At 69.5% G+C, this 20,909-nt stretch carries 19 protein-coding genes; 15 read left to right on the top strand and 4 right to left on the bottom strand.

From position 1 onward, the window contains the following. Positions 1-5: 5 nt before the first annotated feature. The 9 genes from KEC57_RS17690 to KEC57_RS17650 all read left to right on the top strand — a co-directional run bounded on the left by KEC57_RS17690 (position 6) and on the right by KEC57_RS17650 (position 8,814). Positions 6-290: an acyl carrier protein gene (locus tag KEC57_RS17690; RefSeq protein ID WP_229386024.1), complete on the top strand. Its 285-nt coding sequence runs from the start codon at positions 6-8 to the stop codon at positions 288-290. Next, positions 287-937, top strand: a complete 651-nt coding sequence (locus tag KEC57_RS17685; RefSeq protein WP_229386023.1) for a 4'-phosphopantetheinyl transferase family protein — start codon at positions 287-289, stop codon at positions 935-937. The genes KEC57_RS17690 and KEC57_RS17685 overlap by 4 nt, the downstream gene beginning before the upstream one ends. 10 nt (positions 938-947) lie before the next feature. Beyond that, positions 948-2,288: a wax ester/triacylglycerol synthase domain-containing protein gene (locus KEC57_RS17680; protein ID WP_229386022.1), complete on the top strand. Its 1,341-nt coding sequence runs from the start codon at positions 948-950 to the stop codon at positions 2,286-2,288. Then, the gene (locus KEC57_RS17675; protein ID WP_229386021.1) at positions 2,285-3,244 is read left to right on the top strand and encodes a glycosyltransferase family 2 protein; all 960 of its coding nucleotides are present in this window, start codon (positions 2,285-2,287) and stop codon (positions 3,242-3,244) included. Before KEC57_RS17680 ends, KEC57_RS17675 begins: the two co-directional genes overlap by 4 nt. 56 nt (positions 3,245-3,300) lie before the next feature. Then, on the top strand, positions 3,301-4,611 hold the full coding sequence (locus KEC57_RS17670) for a UDP-glucose dehydrogenase family protein (RefSeq protein WP_229386020.1): 1,311 nt from the start codon (positions 3,301-3,303) through the stop codon (positions 4,609-4,611). Between the two features lie 112 nt (positions 4,612-4,723). Next, positions 4,724-5,086: a hypothetical protein gene (locus KEC57_RS17665; protein ID WP_229386019.1), complete on the top strand. Its 363-nt coding sequence runs from the start codon at positions 4,724-4,726 to the stop codon at positions 5,084-5,086. 69 nt (positions 5,087-5,155) lie between these two features. Continuing rightward, positions 5,156-6,004, top strand: a complete 849-nt coding sequence (locus KEC57_RS17660; protein WP_229386018.1) for a hypothetical protein — start codon at positions 5,156-5,158, stop codon at positions 6,002-6,004. 201 nt (positions 6,005-6,205) lie between these two features. Next, positions 6,206-6,931 carry a cohesin domain-containing protein gene (locus tag KEC57_RS17655; RefSeq protein WP_229386017.1) on the top strand — a complete coding sequence of 242 codons (726 nt, stop codon included), beginning with the start codon at positions 6,206-6,208 and terminating at the stop codon, positions 6,929-6,931. 59 nt (positions 6,932-6,990) lie between these two features. Then, the gene (locus tag KEC57_RS17650) at positions 6,991-8,814 is read left to right on the top strand and encodes an amidase family protein (protein WP_229386016.1); all 1,824 of its coding nucleotides are present in this window, start codon (positions 6,991-6,993) and stop codon (positions 8,812-8,814) included. Between the two features lie 73 nt (positions 8,815-8,887). On the opposite strand, the gene KEC57_RS17645 is transcribed toward KEC57_RS17650, so the two are convergent. Then, positions 8,888-9,604 carry an endonuclease/exonuclease/phosphatase family protein gene (locus tag KEC57_RS17645; protein ID WP_229386015.1) on the bottom strand — a complete coding sequence of 239 codons (717 nt, stop codon included), beginning with the start codon at positions 9,602-9,604 and terminating at the stop codon, positions 8,888-8,890. A gap of 106 nt (positions 9,605-9,710) precedes the next feature. Between KEC57_RS17645 and KEC57_RS17640 the strand changes: the two genes are divergently transcribed. The 3 genes from KEC57_RS17640 to KEC57_RS17630 all read left to right on the top strand — a co-directional run bounded on the left by KEC57_RS17640 (position 9,711) and on the right by KEC57_RS17630 (position 12,381). Further along, entirely contained in the window at positions 9,711-10,217 is a 507-nt protein-coding gene (locus tag KEC57_RS17640) for a hypothetical protein (protein ID WP_229386014.1), read from the top strand. A gap of 68 nt (positions 10,218-10,285) precedes the next feature. After that, entirely contained in the window at positions 10,286-11,308 is a 1,023-nt protein-coding gene (locus KEC57_RS17635) for a glycoside hydrolase family 6 protein (RefSeq protein WP_229386013.1), read from the top strand. A 128-nt stretch (positions 11,309-11,436) separates the two neighbouring features. Next, positions 11,437-12,381, top strand: a complete 945-nt coding sequence (locus tag KEC57_RS17630) for a response regulator transcription factor (RefSeq protein WP_229386012.1) — start codon at positions 11,437-11,439, stop codon at positions 12,379-12,381. 105 nt (positions 12,382-12,486) lie between these two features. On the opposite strand, the gene KEC57_RS17625 is transcribed toward KEC57_RS17630, so the two are convergent. After that, positions 12,487-13,971 carry a glycosyltransferase family 2 protein gene (locus KEC57_RS17625; protein WP_229386011.1) on the bottom strand — a complete coding sequence of 495 codons (1,485 nt, stop codon included), beginning with the start codon at positions 13,969-13,971 and terminating at the stop codon, positions 12,487-12,489. 182 nt (positions 13,972-14,153) lie between these two features. Between KEC57_RS17625 and KEC57_RS17620 the strand changes: the two genes are divergently transcribed. Next, positions 14,154-15,815, top strand: coding sequence for a sensor histidine kinase (locus KEC57_RS17620; protein ID WP_229386010.1), 1,662 nt, complete (start codon positions 14,154-14,156; stop codon positions 15,813-15,815). Further along, positions 15,812-16,984 carry a hypothetical protein gene (locus KEC57_RS17615; protein ID WP_229386009.1) on the top strand — a complete coding sequence of 391 codons (1,173 nt, stop codon included), beginning with the start codon at positions 15,812-15,814 and terminating at the stop codon, positions 16,982-16,984. Before KEC57_RS17620 ends, KEC57_RS17615 begins: the two co-directional genes overlap by 4 nt. On the opposite strand, the gene KEC57_RS17610 is transcribed toward KEC57_RS17615, so the two are convergent. After that, positions 16,962-17,561 (bottom strand): hypothetical protein, encoded by a 600-nt coding sequence (locus tag KEC57_RS17610; protein WP_229386008.1) that lies wholly within the window; start codon positions 17,559-17,561, stop codon positions 16,962-16,964. The two genes, KEC57_RS17615 and KEC57_RS17610, sit on opposite strands and share 23 nt — an antisense overlap. An 85-nt stretch (positions 17,562-17,646) precedes the next feature. Next, entirely contained in the window at positions 17,647-18,501 is an 855-nt protein-coding gene (gene truA / locus KEC57_RS17605) for a tRNA pseudouridine(38-40) synthase TruA (RefSeq protein ID WP_229386007.1), read from the bottom strand. Positions 18,502-18,615: 114 nt separating this feature from the next. Between truA and KEC57_RS17600 the strand changes: the two genes are divergently transcribed. Next, entirely contained in the window at positions 18,616-20,631 is a 2,016-nt protein-coding gene (locus tag KEC57_RS17600) for an acyltransferase family protein (RefSeq protein ID WP_229386006.1), read from the top strand. Positions 20,632-20,909 lie beyond the last annotated feature (278 nt).

Here is a 20,909-nt window from a genome sequence, read left to right as displayed (position 1 = left end):
ACGCCATGACCGAAGCATCCATCACCCCTCAGTCCGCCGCCGCCACGGCCGAGTCGCCGCTCGCCCAATGGCTCGTAGACCGCATCACCTTCTACGACCAGGTCGACGCGGCGGCGATCACCCTCGACACGCCGCTGGCCGAGCTCGGGCTCGACTCGATCTACTCACTGACGCTGTGCGGCGACATCGAAGACGCCTACGGCCTCGCCATCGACCCGACGTTCCTCGCGGACTTCGCGTCGCTGCGCGAGCTCGCCGACGGGCTGAGCGCACGCATCCCGGCATCGTGACCGTGACGGCGCCGGCCGGCGCCGTGGAGGCCGGCGGCACCGTCCGGCTCGCCGGTCGCGATGTGCACTGGCGGTTCGGGTGGGCAGAGGACGCCCGCTCCGACCCGTCGCGCGTCGCGCGCGAATGGCTCGAGGAGCTGGTCGCCCGCTACGACCTGTTCCGATGGCAGGGCATCGAGCGCGACGGCGCCTGGAGCAAGCCGAGGTTCATCGGCGCTCCCGATGCGGACTTCAGCATCTCGCACAGCGACCGGGGCGTGCTGATCGCCGTGGCCGCAGGACCGGGGATCGGCGCAGACATCGAAGTCGCGCCGTACCGGGCGTTCACGGCGGGGCCCCTGCTGCGTCGCATGTGCGCACCGGCAGAGCATGCGCGCCTGTCGGCGATGGCTCCCGCAGAGCGCCGACGTCACGCGGTTGCACTCTGGACCGCGAAGGAGGCGGCGGTCAAGGCGACCGGGCGCGGCCTCGCCGACGACTTCCGCACGTTCGCCATCGAGCCCGCGCCGCTGCCGCCCGATGTGCGCGCGAGCGCGCACATCGCGGTGGCGACCGGTACGTCGGTCGAGGTCCGGGCTCTCGATGTCTTCACCGCTCGGCACGACGCCGAGCCGTCCCCCGTCCTGTCGGTTCGCCCCGCCCGATGAAGGAGCAGCAATGACCGCAGCCCCGACCGCAACCGCCGCCACCCGCGGAACGACCCGTCCCTCACGCGTGCATGCGGAGTTCATGCAGATCTGGGAGGAAGGCTATGTCTCGAACCACATCTCGTTCGAGAACATGCACACGCCCGGTCTGTTCGTCGTCGCCGGAGATGCCCTGCGCGATTCCGACGGCGCACTGGACCGCGAGCGCATCAGGCGGTACGTCGACGCCACGATGGCCAGCCATCCGGCGTTCCGCGTGCGGCTACAGCGCTCCTTCCTGGGTCTCACGCCTCCGGCGTGGGTGCCGGATGATCGTTTCGACCTCGATCGCCACCTCGTCTTCTGGGACGAGGTCCTCGATTTCGAGACCGCGGATCTGCGCAAGCTCTCCGGCGTCGACGACGTGGTCATGCCGCTGCGTCACCCGCTGTGGCGGGTGCGGATCACCGAGCTCACCAACGGTGCGGTCACCGTCGGGATCACGATGCATCACGCGAGCATGGACGGATTGTCGGGCATGCGTCTCTTCTCGTCCACGAGCCAGCCCTCGGCCGACGCCGAGACCGGCTCGCCCGTCGACCCGTTCGCCGGAGTCCGACCCGCGCGCGGCTGGCAGCTCCCGATCCTCGCGATCGCGCAGTGGTGGCGAGGCGCCGGTTCGCCGCGCGCGGCATGGAGCGCCTATCGCGCCAAGCCGTTCCTGCGCCGTGTTCGCCGGGTGGCTGCCCGGCTGACGCTTCCGCTGCGCTATGGCCGCGGCGGGGAGCGTGCCCGCGAGCAGGCGCTTCCGCCGCGTCATTCCGCATATCGGAAGATGGATGCCGGCGCCGCCGGCCGCCGCGCCCGCGATCTCGGAGCCACCCTCAGCGACCTTCAGGTGGCGGCGATCATCGGCGCCTGGGACGGAGAGGACCGCGTCGTGCGACTGCGTTTCCCCGTCTCGTTCCACAGCACCGCCGAACGGGGCGTGCGCAACCATGTGCGCGACATGGAGGTGTTCGGTGATGCCGACGCCGATTTCACGAAGACGATCGAGTCGGTCCACCGGCAGGTCGAGGAGCGCGACGACAGCAAGCCGTATCCTCCGGTGCCCGGCCGCCCGATCGGCTACAGCACGCTCCTGCCGTGGGTGTCGCGACCGCGCTACTTCTGCGGTGCCGAGATCCTCGACATGGCGCCCTTCCCGGCCAGTCTCGGACGAGATGATCTCGCCGCGGCGGGCATCATGTACCGGGGCCAGCTGTTCATCGGCGCGAACATGCCGATCGATCAGGACGTCGAGGCGACCACGGGTCGAATCTACGAACTGATGACGGGACTTCCCGACACCGGCCGTCCGTCTCCGGCATGAGCGAACTCACGCTCTCGGTCGTCCTTCCCTCGTACCACCGGCTCGAACTGCTGCCCAGGCTCGTGGACGAGTATCGACGACAGGGGGCGAACCAGATCATCATCGTCCTCGACGGGCCGCACCCCGGGTGGGAGGACGTGATCGCACGATCGGGCCCCGTGGAAGTGGTCGAACTCGCCGTCAACCGAGGGCTGGCGCGGGCGCGGATCGCCGGCCTCGAACGAGTGAGATGCGATCTCGTGCTGGCGGTGGACGACGACGTCGTGCCGGAGCCGGGGCTGGTGGATCGCCATCGTGCGGCACACGCCGTCGCGCAAGACCACGTCGTGCAGGGGTACATGCCGATCGCGCTGCCCGCGAAGCGCGGGCGCGATGCCGCGCCCACCTATCTCTACGCGCGGGACTACGAGATCCAGGCCGATGCGTGGCGGCGCGGAGGTTCCGCCACCATTCTGAAGTCGCTGTGGGGTGGGAACGTCAGCCTGCCGGCCGACCTGTACCGGCGCGCGGAAGCGGTCAAGCCGTCGGTGCGACTGGAATACAACGAAGACCTCGATCTCGGCATCCGGCTGCTCGAACTCGGCGCGACCGCCGTCTTCGACGACTCGGCCCGCGCGCGACATCACCACAGTCGTGGCCTTCGCCCCTATCTGCGCGAGTGCGAAGCTCGCGGCGGCGCCGTGCACGCCCTGGAACAGCGGTGGGGCGAGCGTCCGGCCCAGCTCACTCCGATCGTGACGATCCCGCCGTCATACAGCAGAGTGCTCGGGGCGGCGCAGCGCCGCATCGCCGCGGCCGACTCGGGGGGTCTGACCCTCGCTTCTGCTGTGGTCGTGTACCGTGCTTGCGGCGCGGTTCGTCTCTTCACGCTGCAGGATGGTGTCGCCCGCTTTCTTCGGCGGGCCCTCGCGATGCGCGGGTACCGGCGTGCTCTGGAGACTCCGACCGTCACGTGACCGAACCCGAAACATCGGTCTGGTAAGAGTGGATAGTTCGTCGACAAAGGAGATTCATGCGTCTGTCAGTGATCGGTTGCGGCTACCTGGGTGCGGTGCACGCCGCGGCGATGGCATCGATCGGCCACGATGTCGTCGGCATCGACGTCGACGCGCGCAAGATCGACTCGCTGGCCAAGGGCCAGGCGCCGTTCTTCGAGCCGGGGCTCGCGGAGATCCTCACCGAGGGCATCGCGTCGGGCCGCCTGCGGTTCACGACCGACATGGCCGAGGCATCGGGCGCGAAGGTCCACTTCGTCGGCGTCGGCACGCCGCAGCAGAAGGACGGATACGCCGCCGACCTCACCTACGTGAACGCAGCGGTCGACGCTCTGCTGCCGTACCTGTCTGCCGGTGACATCATCGCCGGCAAGTCGACCGTCCCGGTCGGCACCGCGGCGGGCCTGACCCCGCGCGTCGAGGCGACCGGCGCGACGCTGGTGTGGAACCCGGAGTTCCTCCGCGAAGGATGGGCCGTGAAAGACACGATCGATCCCGACCGGCTGGTCGTCGGCGTGCCGAGCGGCGAACCGGGCGTCCTCGCCGCAGACGTGCTGCGCGAGGTGTACCACCCAGCGGTCGCCAAGAACACGCCGTTCATCGTCACCGATCTCGCCACCGCCGAGCTCGTCAAGGTCGCCGCCAACGCGTTCCTCGCCACGAAGATCTCGTTCATCAACGCGATGGCCGAGATCGCCGAGGTCACCGGCGCCGACGTCACCCAGCTCGCCGACGCGATCGGGCACGACGCCCGCATCGGCCGGCGCTTTCTCGGTGCGGGAATCGGATTCGGCGGGGGATGCCTGCCCAAGGACATCCGCGCCTTCTCGGCTCGTGCCGAAGAACTCGGCAAGGGCGAATCGGTCGCCTTCCTCCGCGAGATCGACGCGATCAACCTCCGTCGCCGCGATCGTGCCGTCGAGATCGTCTCGGACGCGCTCGGCGGCTCCGTCTTCCAGAAGAACGTCACCGTGCTCGGCGCGGCCTTCAAGCCGCACAGCGACGACATCCGCGATTCGCCCGCCCTCGATGTCGCGGTGCGCCTGCATGGGCTCGGTGCACACGTGACGATCACCGATCCCGCGGCGATCCCGAATGCCCAGCGCGTGCACCCCCAGCTCACGTACATCGAAGATCGGGATGAGGCGCTGCGCAGTGCCGATGCCGTCATCGTCGTGACCGAGTGGGACGAGTACCGCCACGACCTCGCGCCCGAGCACGCCGCCACGCTCACCGCCGGCCGGATCATCGTCGACGGACGAAACTGTCTCGACGCGGGCGCGTGGCGCGACGCCGGGTGGACGTACTACGGCATGGGTCGCCCGTAGCGAGGCAACCGCAGCTGCACGGCATCCGTTCGGTGTTGGCTGCGGCCGCCATGAACCGATACGTTGGGGCCGAGGCAGCCGGAGCGCGCTGCCGACCGAGCGAGAGGCTCTCATGGCGAACCGTCCCCTGGGCGTGACCCTGGTCGCGATCATCGCGTGGCTGTCCGGGTTCTTGCAGATCATCGGCTCGATCGTCGTCATCATCGCCGGCGTCTTCGTCACGTGGCCCGCCATCCTCGGGTGGATCAGCCTTCTGATCGGCGGCGTGACGCTCGCCGTGGGTGTCGGGCTGTGGCGCGGCAACCCCACGGCTCGGACCATCGCGACGATCGTGTTCGTGCTGAACATCGTGCTCGAAGTGCTCGGCATGTTCTCCGGAGAGAGCCTCTGGTCGGCGATCGCCGGAGCGGGCCTGTCGATCATCGGCCTGATCCTGCTCTACACGCGCTCGGCCCGCGCGTACTTCGGAGCCTGAGCGTCGCCTTCCCGTCCCGGCGCGCGTGTGGCCGGGTCCTGCGTCGGCGCGTGTCGCTAGCCTGACCTCATGTCCACCGCGCCGGTCTCGACATCGCTGGAGCGCACGTACCGTTACCTGCGCATCGGCATCGCGGGCACGATCGTCGTGATCTTCGTATCGGTCGGGCTCGCCGCGCAGGATGTCGGCTGGCTGCCGTCGATGAGCGACTACTTCTACAGTCCCGCGCGCGACGCCTTCGTCGGCGCCCTCATCGCCGCCTCCCTCGCCCTCGTCGCCCTCTCGGGCACCGGCATCGAGCGCGCGCTTCTCGACGCATCCGCTCTCTTCGCACCGCTGATCGCGCTCGTGCCGACGACGGTCGTCCCCGGTTCCATCCCGGGCGTCGCCGTGCCGTGCACGTACCGCTGCTTTCCGCCCGCCTATGAAGCGGATGCCGCGAACGGCGTCATGACCTACCTCATCGTGGGCGGGCTCACCGTGCTGGTCGCGGTGCTTCTGGCCGCGCTCCGACAGGTGTCGCTCGCCGCGGTGTGGTTCTCGCTGGCGGTGACGGTCGCGGTGCTCGCCGTGGTCGGACTCGCGTGGGCGCTCGCGCGGAATGCGTTCCTGCAGCAGGGGCACTTCGTCGCGACGATCGCCTTCTTCGCCCTTTTCGCGCTGGTGGCGATCCTCACGGCGTTCCCTCGCCGGGGCGCACCGCCCGCTCCGGTCTTCCGCATTCTCTACGCGCTGATCGCGGCAGGACTGGTGCTGGTGCTCGTGGCGTACGTCTTCGTGCTCCCGCAGGCCGGGGGCAGCGGCATTCCGATCGTCCTCATCGCCGAAGCGGCTGCGCTCGCACTGTTCTTCGCGTTCTGGGTCGTGCAGGGAATCGAGAAGTGGAACGACGCTGATCCGACGCTCGCCGGCGTCTGATCGGGAGGACCGAGCACCTCTCTCATACCGCGTGTGATTCCCGAGCAACATTCGGAAATCGCGGGGAAACACGGCGGTGGAAGAGTCCAGGTACCCGATATATCCGGGCGCGCCGGCGCGAAATGCACTCGCATGCGCGTCGACGGTCCGCCACAGAGAAGGACCTGCTCACGCATGCCTGAATCCACCATCCGAACCCGCATGAGACGCGCGAGCGCTCGCGGAATCGCCGTCGTCGCCGCGGCCTCCGCACTCTTCGGCGGCGCCGTCGCTCTCGCGCCTGCGGCCCTCGCCGCCGCGCCCGAGACGGGCGCGATCACCATCGCCGCTCCCGCATCCGTCACGGCCGGAGACACGTTCGACGTGACGATCTCCGCGCCCGCGGCGACGGACCTCTTCGCCTACGAGCTGACGATCGGCTTCGACCCGGCGCTGATCTCATATGACGACGCCACCGGCTCCTTTCCCTATGGAGGCTTCGACTCGGTCTCGAGCGGTTCCGGCACCGTGAGCTTCACCCACACGCGTCTGGGCACGTCGCCGGGGTTGACCGGATCGCTGTCGCTGATCACGTTCAGCTTCACCGCGCTGACCGACGGGCTCGCCGACATCGACCTCGAGAGCGCCACGTTCATCAGCTCGACCAGCGAGACGGCCACGCTCGGCGCACCGGTCACCGCGACGACGACCGTCGTGGCAGCGCCGACGCCGGAGCCGTCCGCAACGCCCGAGCCGTCCGCAACGCCCGAGCCGTCCGCGACACCGACCCCGTCCACCAGCGCCGAACCGGCCTCGAGCGAAGGCAGCGGCCCGCTCGCGATCACGGGTGCCGACGCGGCGGTCTGGATCATCGCCGGTCTCATCGCCGCCGCGGTCATCGGCCTCGGCGTCGTTCTCGTCCTGCGCCGACGGGCGGTGACGCGATGAACCGCACCGCAGCCGCCTCCCCCGCCATCGAACCCACATCCCTCCAGAGGAGACTCACGGTGAACAAGCCCGCCGCTCGTGCGATCGCCGTCGCCGCCATCCTGGGCACGGTCGCCGCAACGGCTGTCGCCGTGCCCGCCGCCGCCGCGGACCCTGCGACGCAGACCGCGGCGCCGTTCCTCGCGCCGTTCTACGCAGAACTCGACCTCACCGGCGACGACCAGGTCACGATCGCCGACCTGGATGCCGCGGCCCTGAGCATCGGTGTCACCGACACCGACCCCACGTGGGCGTCGATCGCCCTCATCGACCTCGACGGCGACGGTGAGATCACGGTCGCCGACATCGCGTCGCTGTCCCAGCGCGTGCTGTACGACGACGGTCCGTTCGAACTGCTCGAGGCCTCCGTGATCGACATGCAGGCGGCGATGAACGCCGGAGTGGTGACGTCCGTCGACATCACCCAGGAGTACATCGACCGGATCGCCGCGTACGACCGGACCAAGGTCGATCCCTCCGACACCGGACGCCCGCTCAATTCGATCATCACGGTGAGCGAGCAGGCTCTCGCGGCGGCCGCCGCCGCCGACGCGGAGCGCTCCGAGAACGGCATGACCAGCATGCTGCTCGGCGTGCCCATCGCTCTGAAGGACAACTACGACACCGCCGATATGGTGACCACCGGCGGCTGCGGCTGCTGGAACATCAACCAGACCGCGACCGACGCGTTCATGGTCGAGGGCCTCCGCGACGCGGGTGCCGTCATCCTGGCCAAGGCCGCGCTGGACGAGTTCGCCTTCGGCTTCGTCTCGGAGTTCTCGTCCTTCCAGGCGCCGGGCACGTCGCTGCTCGTGGCGAGCCCGTACTCGACCTCCCGCACCGCGGGCGGCTCCAGCGGTGGCACCGGTGCGGCGATCTCGGCGAACCTCGCCGGCATCGGCTTCGGCACCGACACCGGCGGTTCGATCCGCGTTCCCTCGTCGTACAACCAGCTGGTCGGCATCCGTCCGACCGTGGGCCTGGCCAGCCGCGACGGCATCATCCCGCTGGCACTCAGCCAGGACACCGGCGGCCCGATGGCGCGCAGCGTCGTCGACGCGGCCGTCGCACTCGATGCGGTCGTGGGCGTCGACCCGGCGGATCCCGTCACCGTGCGGCAGGCGGATCTCGTTCCGGAGTCGTACACGGCGTCGCTCGACGCGAACGCCCTGCAGGGTGCGCGCATCGGCTACGTGGCATCGATGATCGGCACCAATGCGACCACGGTGCGACTGTGGAACGAGACACGGGCCACCCTCGAGTCGCTCGGCGCCACGGTCGTCGAGGTCTCCGGCTCGGCGGCTTTCACGGCCGTCCTCAACGAGGGCAGCGGCAGCAACAACGAGTTCAAGCACGACCTGAACTCGTACATCGCCACGCATCTGGATCCCGATGTGACCGCGCGCAGCCTTCCGGGCATCGTGGCCGAGGGCAACCACGTGCCCTCGCGCCTCAGCACGTACGTCTCGCGCGAGACCGTCACGGAAGAGACGTATCAGGCATGGGCGGGTCCGCAGGGGTCGCACACGAAGGTCCTCGCCGACGGCAAGGTGCTGGTCACGGGGATGCTGGACTCGCTCGATCTCGACGCGCTCGTCTACCCGTCGGGCAATCCGTACGGCACGCAGAGCACCAACCTGCGGCTGAGCCCGAACACCGGCATGCCGTCCGTCACGCTGCCCATGGGCCAGGCGACGGCGAGCGAGGCGATCCCGGGTGCGAACGTGAACCTCGAGCTGCTCGGGCGTGATTTCGCCGAGGGTACGCTGCTGGGCCTCGCCTACGCGTTCGAGCAGGCGACGCATGCCCGCACGTCGCCGGCGCTGTACGGCCCCCTGCAGTAGCAGCACGGTACGCGCGAGAGAAGGCGGGGTCCGCAGAGTCGAGAGATTCTGCGGGCCCCGCCTGCGGTCGGTATCAGGCCGCGCCCGAATGCGCCTCGACCTCGACCGTGCGCCGGATGCCGGCAGCCGGGCGCGCGGTCACGAGGATGGGCAGGTGGTCGCTGCGGCCCTGGGGAAGGGTGCGCACTCGATCGATCTCGAAGCCGATCGATGTCGCGAAGTCGTAGTGCCCGCGGAAGAACCGGTAGCGCGTGTACGTGCGCGAGTCGCTGAGATTCAGCTCGTACCCCTGATCGCGCACGTGCTGACCGAGGTGCTCCTTGAAGACGGGGTAGTTGTAGTCGCCCACCATGAGTGCCGGCAGCCCTTCGCCGAGCTGCTGCAGCTCCGCGAGCGCGGTGCGGATCTGGTGGCGGCGCAGCGAGTTGAGCGCGGTGAGGGGAGCCGCGTGGAACGACGCGACGATGATGTCGATGTTCTCGTCGATGTCGTGGAGGCGAACCCCCAGCAGGCGCTCCTCGGCAGGCTTGAGCACCCGATCATGGAGTGACTTCTTCAGCGCCAGCGCACGCACGTCGACGGCACGGTAGGTGTTCTCGCGGTAGTAGACCGCGAGACCCAGGCGGTTGCGCTGCGTCGAATCCGCCAGGCGCAGGCCGGAGATCTCGTCCGGGATGTCGGATGTGTCGGCCTCCTGGAGGCAGAGCACGTCCGCAGCATGCTGCTCGACGAGATGCACCAGCTCGCCGGCCGCACGGTGTTTGCGCAGGTTGTACGAAATCACCTTCATGACGACTCCACCCTACGTGGGAAGCGTGACGACAGGGTATCTGCCTGGTGTCGTCGCGACGACGCACAGCACTTTCAGAAGGTCACCCGACATCGATGGAGACGACATGAGCACCACCCGCACCGGCGCCGCCGCGCGTCGGACCTACGATTCGACCACCGTGGTCTTTCCGGGCCCGGATCACGCGCGTGCGGCGCGCGCGATCGACGTGGTCTCGGCCCTCGAGGCCGTCCGGCAGTCCACACGAGAATCCGCCGATGCCGCGCTGCACGCGATGCGGCGGGCAGAGGTCACCCGCCGCCACGCGGCAGGCGCCCTCGAGGCGAGCGCTGAGGCGCCCGTGAGCGACGAGGCCGCTCGCGCGCGCCTCCGCGAGCAGTACGGGGCCGCCGATCGCGAGGTCACCCTCGCACGCGCGGCGGCAGACCGGGCACGCGCGCTCGAATCTGCGGCGTCGCTGATCGCGCGAGCGTTCGACGACGCGGCCGACGTCGCGGGAGCGGATGCCGCGCGCGCACTGCTCGCAGTGCTCACGGCGCCGGCGAGTCCCGCGCCGGCACGAGCATCGCGCAGCCCACGCAGGACGACGGCGGTCGCCGCGACCGTCGCCTGAGCCCACCGGCCTCGGGTTCGCACCGGCGCCGGGAACGGCGATGCCCAGGGCGACGATAGAGTCCCCCCATGGCCGCCCCACTTCCGACCATCCCTGCGCGCTCGCCACGATCGCGACGGCGTCGTGTCGCCCTGGTCGCCATCACGGGTGTCGTTCTCGTCGTCGCGATCGCGCTCGCCGTCGCCTTCGCCGTGGGTCAGGCAGCGACGGCCCAGCCTCCGGGTCCGGGCACCCGCATCGTCGCATCCGATCTCTCGGCCGCGACCGAGGCCGCATCCGACGCCGCCGAAGGGACCGCCGAGCATTCCGCTGCCCAGTACCTCAGCGAGCAGCCGACGATGTACTGGCTGCTGCCGGAGGCCGACCCGGTCGGGGTCGTCGCCGAACGCATCGGACACCTCGCTGCGGAGGCGCGCGCGCAGTCGGCCCGTCTCGGAGTCGTCGTGTACGGGCTGCCGGGGCGCGACTGCGGCAATCACTCCGCGGGCGGCCTGGACGAAGACGCGTACACGGCCTGGACGACGGCGATCGGGGAAGCGCTGTCGGAAGCCTCCGATGTCTCCCCCATCGTCGTGCTCGAGCCCGACAGCCTGGCGCTGGCCCCGGAGTGCGGCAACGTCGCAGACCGCGTCCGACAGCTGAGCGGCGCCATCGACGCCCTGGCGTCGGAGCGGACGTGGATCTACGTCGACGGCGGGCACTCGAGCTGGCTGGCCGCAGACGAGATGGCGGATCTGATCGATCGGCTCGACGCGGGCGACGCCATCCGAGGTTTCGCGACGAATGTCTCCAACTACAACGGCACGGCAGATGAGATCGCCTACGCCCACGAGGTCGCGGACTCGTCGAGCGGTCTCCACGCGATCATCGACACCTCGCGCAACGGCGCAGGCGCCACCGGCGAATGGTGCAACCCCCCAGGGCGCCTCGTCGGCGAGCCCGGCGGGTCGCTGGGCGACGACGTCATCGACACGAACCTGTGGATCAAGGTCCCCGGCGAGAGCGATGGCCCGTGCAACGGCGGCCCGGCAGCGGGGTCATGGTGGCCCGAATCGGCCATCGACCTCACGCGCGACGTCGTCACCGAGTGAGGGGCCTCGCCGAGCCGTCGCCAGGAATGTGTAGCATCGGGGTACTCGCTACACGCGTCGGGGGCCGCAGCTGGGGTTCGGTTTCGGGCGTACCTGTACGCACCGTGAACGAGAGGACGTCCTCGCCCATGAACAGCCCCGCCGACGAGTTGAAGACCGCCGTCATCATCGAGGACGACCCCGAGATCCGTCATATCCTCGCCGAAGTGCTCGAGTCGGCGGGCTTCTCGACCGTTTCCGTCGGCAACGGCATCGACGGAGTACGGGCGGTGCTCACCTATCAGCCGGTGCTGACAACGCTCGACGTCAACATGCCCGGCATCGACGGCTTCGAGGCCGCCCGGCGGATCCGCGCAGGGTCCGACACCTACATCGTCATGCTCACGGGACTCAACGACGAGGCGGATGTCGTCGCCGGCCTCGGAGCCGGCGCGGACGACTACCTGCTGAAGCCGTTTCGCCCGCGCGAGCTGCGGGCACGTGTCGAGGCGCTGCTGCGCCGCACTCGCGACGGCGGTCCGGGCGCGACGCCGGCGGCGTCCGCCGCCGCACCCATCCAAGGCAGCGTCGGACCTTCGTTTCCCGGGGCACGGCCCGCCACCGCAGCCGTCCCGACCCAGGCCGCGCACGGCTCGGCGTACGTCGCGCCGACCGCTGCCGTGGACGTCGGCCGCGCCGCACCGAGCGACGCCATCGTGCCCGTCCCGGTCTCCTCGACCGAGGCGGCGGTGTTCGACGGCGACGCGGCGTGGCTCGTCCACCGCGACCTGCGCCTGGACGCCGAGAGTCGAATCGTGCTCATCGACGAGGAAGAGCTCGAGCTGACGCGCACCGAGTTCGATCTGCTCGCGACCCTGCTGGAGTCCAAGCGGCGCGTGCGCAGCAAGGCCGATCTGACGCTCGTGCTCCGTGGTGAGTCCTACGTCACGAGTTACTTCGTGGGCGACGCCGACAAGCGGGCCGTCGAGGCGCATATGACGAATCTCCGGCGCAAACTCGGCGACAACCCGGCCAACCCTCGCTACATAGAGACGGTTCGCGGCGTCGGCTACCGCCTGACCGCCGACTCCTGACCTGCTGAGAACAGTAACGGGGCATCCTCCCCCTCCGGAAGGATGCCCCGTGGTCCGCCGATGCTCCCCAGCCATCGGCGCCCCACTCCGACGCGTTCGGGCGCGTCAGACCTTGTATCCGTGCTGACGACGGATGAGCTTGAAGAACATCGACAGCGTCTGCAGCACCGTGACGATCCCGACGATCGGCCAGCCGATCCAGAGGATGGTCGACTGCACCACCGGACCGAGCATCGTCCAGATCACGGCCATCGCGATGATCACGCCGACGACCACGACGAGCGGCGTCCAATGGCCGAGGCCCGCTCCGCGCTCGGCCTTGGCCTGCATCGCCCAGTTGTCGACCTTCTTGCGCGACAGGAAGCGGGTCCACGACCGAGCGAAATAGCTCAGGCGCAGCCACATGTAGACCTCGGCGGGTACGAGCGTCATCGCGAAGAAGAGATCGCGACCGGTGCGATTGCCCATGGTCAGCGCCATGCGGGTGTTGAGCGCGATCGCGACGACGGGCGGCAGCAGCCACCAGGGCGAGAAGACGAACGCGCCGAGCGACAACGAACCGGCCAGCAGTGCCACGAACGCCACGCGGACGAAGAGGTTGGTGAGCATGCCGAAGTTCTCGAGCCACCGCACGCGCAGGTTCGGGTGGAAGGGCTGGCCTTTGGTGTCGCCACGCTGACCCGGCCACATCAGCTCGATCGCGCCATACGTCCACTTCACCTGCTGCGCGTCCAGTGCGCGCAGCGTCGTCATCCCACCGACGTTGGCGCGGGCGAACGGGCTGATCTTCGTGAGATAGCCGGCGCTCTTGATCTGCAGCGACAGGAGCGAGTCCTCGACCTCGGAGTCCTTGACCCACGGCGTCGACTGGTGGTTCTCCTTCATGACGTCGCGCAGCGCCTTGGTCGAGAAGATCGAGAACTGACCGCCGAGGACCGCCATGTTGCGGCCGCGCAGCAGGTTGTGCAGGTTGAACGCGGCGAACTGTGCACGCTGACCGGTGATGAGGAACTTCGCGATGCCGCCCTTGATGGGCCGATCGTCGATCGAGTAGATCGCCGAGATGCCGCCGATGCGGGTGTCCGAGGTCGCCTCCGACTCGAGATACTCCACGGCCTGCGCGTCGGCGACGGTATCGCCGTCGACCCCGAGCAGGAAGTCGTATCCTTCCACGAGCGTGAAGCCGTAGTTGAGGGCACCGACCTTCTTGTCGGGGTTCTTGCCGATGTCGTGGACGAACACCTCGGTGAACTGCTCTCCGAGCTCCGTCACGATCTCGTGCGGGCCGGCGTACTGCGATGCGATCCGCACGGTCGCGTCGGACGTGTTGTTGACGACGACATGGACGACATCCGGAACCCGCGTCTGGCTCAGGAGGGACTCGATCACCTGTGCGATCGACTCCTCCTCGTTGTACGCGGGAATGACGCAGCCGATGGTCGAGCGGTGGACCGATGCCTCGTCGAGAACCGTCTCGAAGTCATCGGCGAACCCGTGTGCGGCTCCTCCGGCGGGTGATTCGTGACTCGTGAGCTCGTGAGTCGCACGCAGGGAACGGGCGGTGCGGGTGTAGGGCACGAGGTCGGTCACGGTTTCGCTTTCAGGTCGGATTCGCGGCACCGCAGCGGCGCCGGGGACCACTCTCCCGCGCCGACCGCAAGCGCACGATCACGGGTCGCCAACGAACCCGCAAGCGTTGCGCAAGACAACCTCAAGGAAAGGTCGACTCGCCGCCTCGCGCTGTCTGCCGCGCGGGTCCCTAGAATCGGAGCATGTCTTCCGGGGGGATAGCAGGAGCGACGTTCGACGTCGGCACCCCCGACGCGCGCACCCGCTCGATCTGGCTGACCCAGATGGTGCTCGCCGCCAGCGTGGTCACGATCAGCGTCCTCGTGCTCGCCCTCCAGCCCGTGCTCTTCGCACGCTGGAACTACGCGCTGGGCACCCTCGCCATCATCGTGATCAGCGTCGGCGCGCTCGCGGTGCCGTGGTCTCGTCTGCCCGCGAACGCCGTGCTGGTCCTCCCGTTCGCCGACACCGTCGCGATCGGGTTCATGGCCAGCAACACCGACCTGCGCTTCAGCTATCTGTGGGTCTTCCCCGTGATGTGGGTGGGCATGCACTTCGGCGGCATCGTGCTCGCCGCGATGCTCGCGACCGTCGGCGCCATCCTGCTCGTCGACTCCGCCCTCAGCCCGAGCAGCGCATCGGCATTGCGTATCCTCATCGTCCTGCTCTCCCTCACCTTCATCGGCATCACTGCCCACCTCGCGCTGCGCCGGACCCGCGCCCTGCGCCGTCTCCTCAGGCGTCAGGCGGGCCGACTCACCGTGACTCTCGACCGGCGCTCGAACCAGGAACGGCGCACGACCGAGATCCTCAACGGCGTCGACACCGGAGTCGCCCAGCTCTCCGTCGACGGTCAGGTTCTCACCGTCAACGACGCATACGCACGGCTGTACGGACTCGATCCGCTCGAGCCGATGCTCCCGGCGGGGTCGGTCGAGTACACCGCGCGGCGGGGCATGCCGGTGCCGCTGTCCGAGCGTCCGTTCGTTCGCGCGGCGCGCGGCGAGACGTTCATTGACGCCTCGGTCTGGCTTTTCACCCGCGAGGGCGAGTGGCGGGCTCTCTCGATCACCGCGAAGCGCCTCGGCACCTCGGGCGACGAAGCACCGACCGTCCTGCTGCTGGTGCACGATGTGACGGCGATCGCAGAGGCTCAGCGCGAGCGGGAGCAGATCACGGCGATGGCCTCGCACGAACTCAAGCACCCGCTCACCGTCATGATCGGCAATGCCGAACTCGCGCTCGAAATGGACACGCTCGAGCCCCGGACGCGTCAGCGATTCGAGGCGATCGTGAACGCGAGCGAGCGGATGCTGACGATGACGAACAGCATGCTCTCACTGGCACGCAAGGGCTTCACCGGCCGAGAAGACGTCGACGACATAGACCTGCGCCAGATCCTTGTGGATTCCGTCCAGTCGTTCCGCCCCACCGCGGCCGCGAACGAAGTCCAACTCGACCTGCGCATCGACGAGCCGCTGCCCGTGATCGCAGACGGCTTCCGCCTGCGTCAGGTCGTCGACAACATCGTCAGCAACGCCATCAAGTACACGCCCCGCGACGGGCGGGTGCAGATCATCGGATCGATCGCATCCGACTCCGTTTCTCTCACCGTGCGCGATACCGGAATCGGCATAGCCGCGGACGATCTGCCCAACATCATGACTCCTTACTTCCGCACCGCCGAGGCGAAGCAGAAGGCAGGCGGCACCGGTCTCGGTCTCGGAATCTCCCATGAGATCGTCTCGGCCCACGGCGGATCGCTGACGATCGACAGCGAAGCAGGTGTCGGCACCACGGTCGCCGTGCAGCTTCCCCGCTCCGGCGACGCCGGTCGACGCACATCGACGAAGGCGCACTCATGAGCGATGTCCCCTCCATGACCGGCTACGAGCTGGAGATCGCGCTGGCCGCCATCGCGACGCTGGCGACGATGCTCACGATCGGGATCGCCTTCATGATCCGACCGAGTGCGGCGACTCTGTACTGGACATTCGCCTTCGCGCTCGCGATGGTCGCGACATACGGGGTGACCGCAGGCGAGATCAACGATCTGGAGACGCTGCGCCGGGCCTCGCTCGGGGCCCTGATGGGTGCCCCTGCCTTCCTCTGGTCGGGATTCCGCGCCCAGTGGGGTCTGCGACCCCATGGCTGGGCCGGTGTCGCTCTCGCGGTGCTGTCGGCCGTGACACTGGCGTCGGTGGGCGACGACAATTTCACGACCGCGTACCGCATCGCGTTCCTCGCGGCATCCGCCTTCGCCGGGCTCTTCTTCATCGATTGGGTCCGTGCCCCGGAACGGCGCAACGACCGGCTCGTGCTGCCCTTGGCGATCGTGTCGCTCGCCTTCGTGGTGCTGGCGGTCGGCAGCTTCGCCGCCGGCTTCTTCTTCCCGCCGTCGGGCGGCGACGACTTCGCGCTGCTGCGGATCATCGCCTCCATCGGCATGCTGGCGTACGTCGGGTGCGCACTCGTGGCCGTCGTGGGCATCGCCGCTCGTGAGGGCGGGCTCGTTCGCACACCCACCGCATCGACCGACTGGCAGCTGTTCGAGCGGACGGCCACCGAACGCCTGCTGCGCGCCCAGCGCACGTCCGAGGCCTGGTCGGTCGTCTATCTGCGGCTGGATGACGCAGAGGACATCCGCCAGACGGCCGGCGCGACCGCGCTCGCGAAACTCTCCGCCCGGTTCGAAGAAGAGGTGCGAAGCGTCTTTCCTGCGGAGTCCGATGTGGGCTCGCCATCCACCGGGACGGCCGTGGTGCTCGTGCCGCGAGCCGACGCCGACGTGCGCGATCACCTGCGCGCCGTGCTCGAGCGGGTGCCCGACCTCGACGTGGACGGCAGCCTCGCGATCCGCCCCACCGCGAGTGCCGGCTGGGCGCCGGCATCCGTTCTCGGATACGACCTCGACGCGCTCGTCTACACAGGCCGCGAAGCCGCCAGCCTGGCCAGCGAGAAGGGCGGCGACCGGTGGGAGCGTGTCGGCGCCGACGTCGTGCAGCGACTGCTCAGCGAGACAGAGCCACGGTGATCGTGTCGGTGGCCGTCTGCTTCGCGTACTCGCTCGAGGTCGGCGTGGTCTGCACGAGGAAGTCGTACGCGAACTGGAGCGTGACGAACGTCGCCTCTTCGGGCACCGGGCCCACGTTGAACGTCTGCGAGTAGCTGTATGGCGACAGCACGAGGTACCCCGGGCTGACCGCCGCGGTATCGGTCTGCACCGCGAGCGGCGTGAGGGCGCCGGCAGGCGTCGAGGGCACGGCGGTCATGGTCGCCCGCTGCAGATAGACCTTCTGACCGTCGTCGGGAACCACCGTCGTGCTCATTGCGATACTGACGGGCTTGATCGCGTCGGCGGTCCACTTGTCCATCGTGAGCGTGGACCAGTAGTCGATCGTCGCGGTGACCGCCCCGGCCACCAGCTGACGCTGCGTCGACCCGCCGGAGAGGTCGTTCGGCACGGGGGTCGGCACCGAGGTCGACGTCGAAGTCGGCGATGCCGTCGGGGCGGTGCCCGACTCCCATGGTGCCGGGCCGCAACCCACGAGAGCGGCCGCCGTCAGCCCGCCGATCACGGCCACTCCGGCAAAACGGCGAATCGTACGCATTCGAACCCCCCGGTCTCCGCCCCGGAGGGCACGCTCCGGTCAGTCTAGCGGCGGGCTCGGAGCCTCTACTCCGCACCGGCGCCGGTCAGTCGAGCGTGCGGCGGCCGCGGGTCTGCTCGGCCCGCTGGGCGAGCAGGTCGTCGGCCGGATAGCCGACCTCCGACAGCGTGAGCCCGCGCGCGGCGAGCACTTTGACCTCGGGCACGCGCTCGCGCGCATCACGGATGTCGGCCACATCGTCAACGCCGAGACGCCCTTCGCCGACCGCGACGCTCGCGCCGACCAGCGCGCGCACCATGCTGTGGCAGAAGGCATCGGCCCGCACATGTGCGACCAGCACCCCCTGCGCATCCCGGCGCCAGTCGAACTCGAGCAGGGTGCGGATCGTCGTGGCCTCTTCGCGGGGCTTGCAGTACGCGGCGAAGTCGTGGAGCCCGATGAGGCTGCGGGCGGCAGCATCCATCGCCTTCTCGTCGAGCGCGGCCCGCACCGTGGTGGTGCGGTGCCGCTCGAGCGGATCGTAGCCCGATACGGCGTCGGCGATCCGGTACTCGTATCGTCGCCAGACGGCCGAGAAGCGCGCGTCGAAGCCCGGTGCGGCCGCGGCCGTCCGGATCACCGCGACATCCGAATACGCCCCGACGACTCCGGTCACGCGAGCGGCGAGCGCCGCCACCCGATCAGAGGCCGGCGCGTCGGGCACCCGCATCCGGCGGGCGAGCAATCGCTCGCGCTGCGCGTCGTCCAGGTCGACGTGCGCGACCTGGCCGCTGGCGTGCACCCCGGCATCCGTGCGTCCGGCGACGACCAGGCGCGGAGCACCGCCCAGCACCCGGCCGAGGGCGGCTTCCAGCGTCTCCTGGACGGTGCGATGGCCCGGCTGGCGTGCCCAGCCGCGAAAATGCGTGCCGTCATACGCGATGTCGAGCCGGATCCGCACCCTTCCACCCTATTGCCCTGCGCCCCTGCCCTCCCGGGCATGGAGATGCGGCAGGTCAGGGTGATACTCGCGCAGCGAGCACGTAGGATGACTTCTTCCCCCTCTTGAGAGCTCATGACGTCGACTGCGCCTGCTGAATCCCCCGTCTCCCGCTTCGGTGGCCTCGACGGGCTTCGAGCGATCGCGGTGGCGCTGGTCGTGGTCTACCACCTCTTCCCCCCGGGCCTGCTGTCCGGCGGGTTCATCGGGGTGGATGTCTTCTTCGTCATCAGCGGGTTCCTCATCACGAGCCTGCTGCTGCGCGAGCATCGATCGACCGGGCGCATCGCCCTCGGGCGGTTCTGGCTGCGTCGCGTGCGCCGCCTGCTTCCCGCTCTCGCCCTCGTCGTCGCGGTGTGCTCGACTCTCGCGTGGTTCGTCGGCGGCGACGTGCTCGTGCGCCTGGGAGCTCAGGTCGCGTCGGCGGCGACGTTCAGCTACAACTGGGTGTCGATCGCCGATGGCGGCGGCTATTTTTCGGCAGCGTCGCCCGAGCTCTTCCGCAACTTCTGGTCGCTCGCGGTCGAAGAGCAGTTCTATCTGCTCTGGCCGCTCCTGTTCCCGCTCTTCCTCCTGCTGCCGCGCGTGTGGGCGCGCGTGGCGATCGCCGGCGCGCTGGCTGCAGGGTCCGCGGTGTGGATGGGAGTGCTCATCGCACGCGGCGGCGACTCGGCCCGTGCGTACTTCGGCACCGACACCCATGCGTTCGGTTTGCTGATCGGCGTGGCACTGGCGTTCCTCCTGGCACCGCTCTTCTCGCGAGCCTCGTCTGCGGACGGTGTCGCTGCCGCACACCCGCGCTGGGTCGACGCGCCCGCGACCCGGCGCATCGGCGGAATCGCCGGCGTCGTCGCGGTCTCGGGCATCGTCGCCATCGCGATGCTCGCCCCGACCGACACCGCGGCGACCTTCCCCGGAGCGCTTCTGGTCGCCAGCCTCCTCGCTGCGGTGGCGATCACCGCCGGGGTCTGGCCCGGTTCCTGGTTCGGGCGTGCGCTCGATGTCGCGCCCCTGCGATGGATCGGCGACCGCTCCTACGGGATCTACCTCTGGCACTGGCCCCTGCTCGTTCTCGCGGTCGCCGCGGTGCAGGGCACCGGAACGGCAGCAGGCGTGCCGGTGTGGGTCGGGGTCGGGGTGCTCGCAGCGACGGGCGTGGCATCCGCTCTGTCATACCGGTTCATCGAGACGCCGGTGCGCCGACGCGGATTCCGTGCCCCGCTGCGAGCACTCTCCGCGCGACTGCGCGGCGGGCCTCGGGCGCGTGTGCGCGCTCTGGGTGTCAGCCTGGCCGGGGTCCTCGTGCTCGCGGGCACCGGCGCCGCCCTCGCTGCAGCCCCCGAAGAGTCCCGCAGTGAAACGGTCGTCGAGGCCGGGCGTCGTGCCCTCGAACAGGCGAAGCGCGATGCCCCGCCTGCCCCCGTCGCCACACCGCAGGGCACGGATGCCGAGGCCGAAGCCACCGACCAGGGGACCGAAGCCGAGAGCGAGGCGACGGACGCGTCCGACGCACAGGGCGACGACGTCCCGGGTGATCAGATCACCGCCGTGGGCGACTCCGTGATGCTGGCCTCCGCGCCCGGCCTGCTGGCGCGCCTCCCGGGCATCGAGGTGGACGCGGAGGTGTCCCGCTCGATCTGGGCCGGTCCCGGCATCCTCGATTCCCTCGCCGAAGGCGGACGCCTCCGCCCTCACGTCGTCGTCGCGCTGGGCACGAACGGGCCCGTCGACCTGGAGTCTCTCGAGCGCATGGCGGCGACCGTCGGCCCGGACCGCGACCTCGTGCTGGTGAACGCGTACGCGCCCCGCGACTGGATCCCCGGTGTCAACGCCGATCTGGAGGCATTCGCCGACTCACGCCGCAATGTCGGCATCGCCGACTGGTCGGGCGCGATCGCACCGCACGCGGACCTTCTCGCAGGCGACCGCATCCATCCGGGCGACGCCGGTGGGCGGATCTTCGCCGATGCCGTCGCGGAAGCCGTCGACGAACTCGCACAGGTGCGCCGCGACCGAAGCGAGGACTTCCTTCGGAGCCTCCAGGACCGCCTCGACCTCGACGTCCGCGTCCCCACTCCCCCCGCGCCCTGACTGCCGCGCTGCTGACCGAGACGCCACGTCGCCCCGGCACATCGTCCGGGCCCGAGAACCACGCCCGGGTCCCCGAGAACACCGCCCGGTCCGAGAACACCGCCCGGTCCGACGGACCCATCGATTGCCGAAACACCGCATCCGTCCCGAAACACCATGGATCCTGTGGTGTCTCGGCGCGAATGCGGTGTCTTCTCGGCGCTCGTCCGCGCTCGCCCGCGCCAGCCCGCGCCCGCGCCAGCCCGCGCCAGCCCGCGCCCGCCCGCGCCAGCCCGCGC

It is taken from the genome of Microbacterium allomyrinae, from assembly GCF_020682705.1.
Taxonomy (GTDB): domain Bacteria; phylum Actinomycetota; class Actinomycetes; order Actinomycetales; family Microbacteriaceae; genus Microbacterium; species Microbacterium allomyrinae.
The sequence above is the reverse complement of the archived record's forward strand: the minus strand, read 5'-3'. Positions and strand labels throughout refer to the sequence as shown.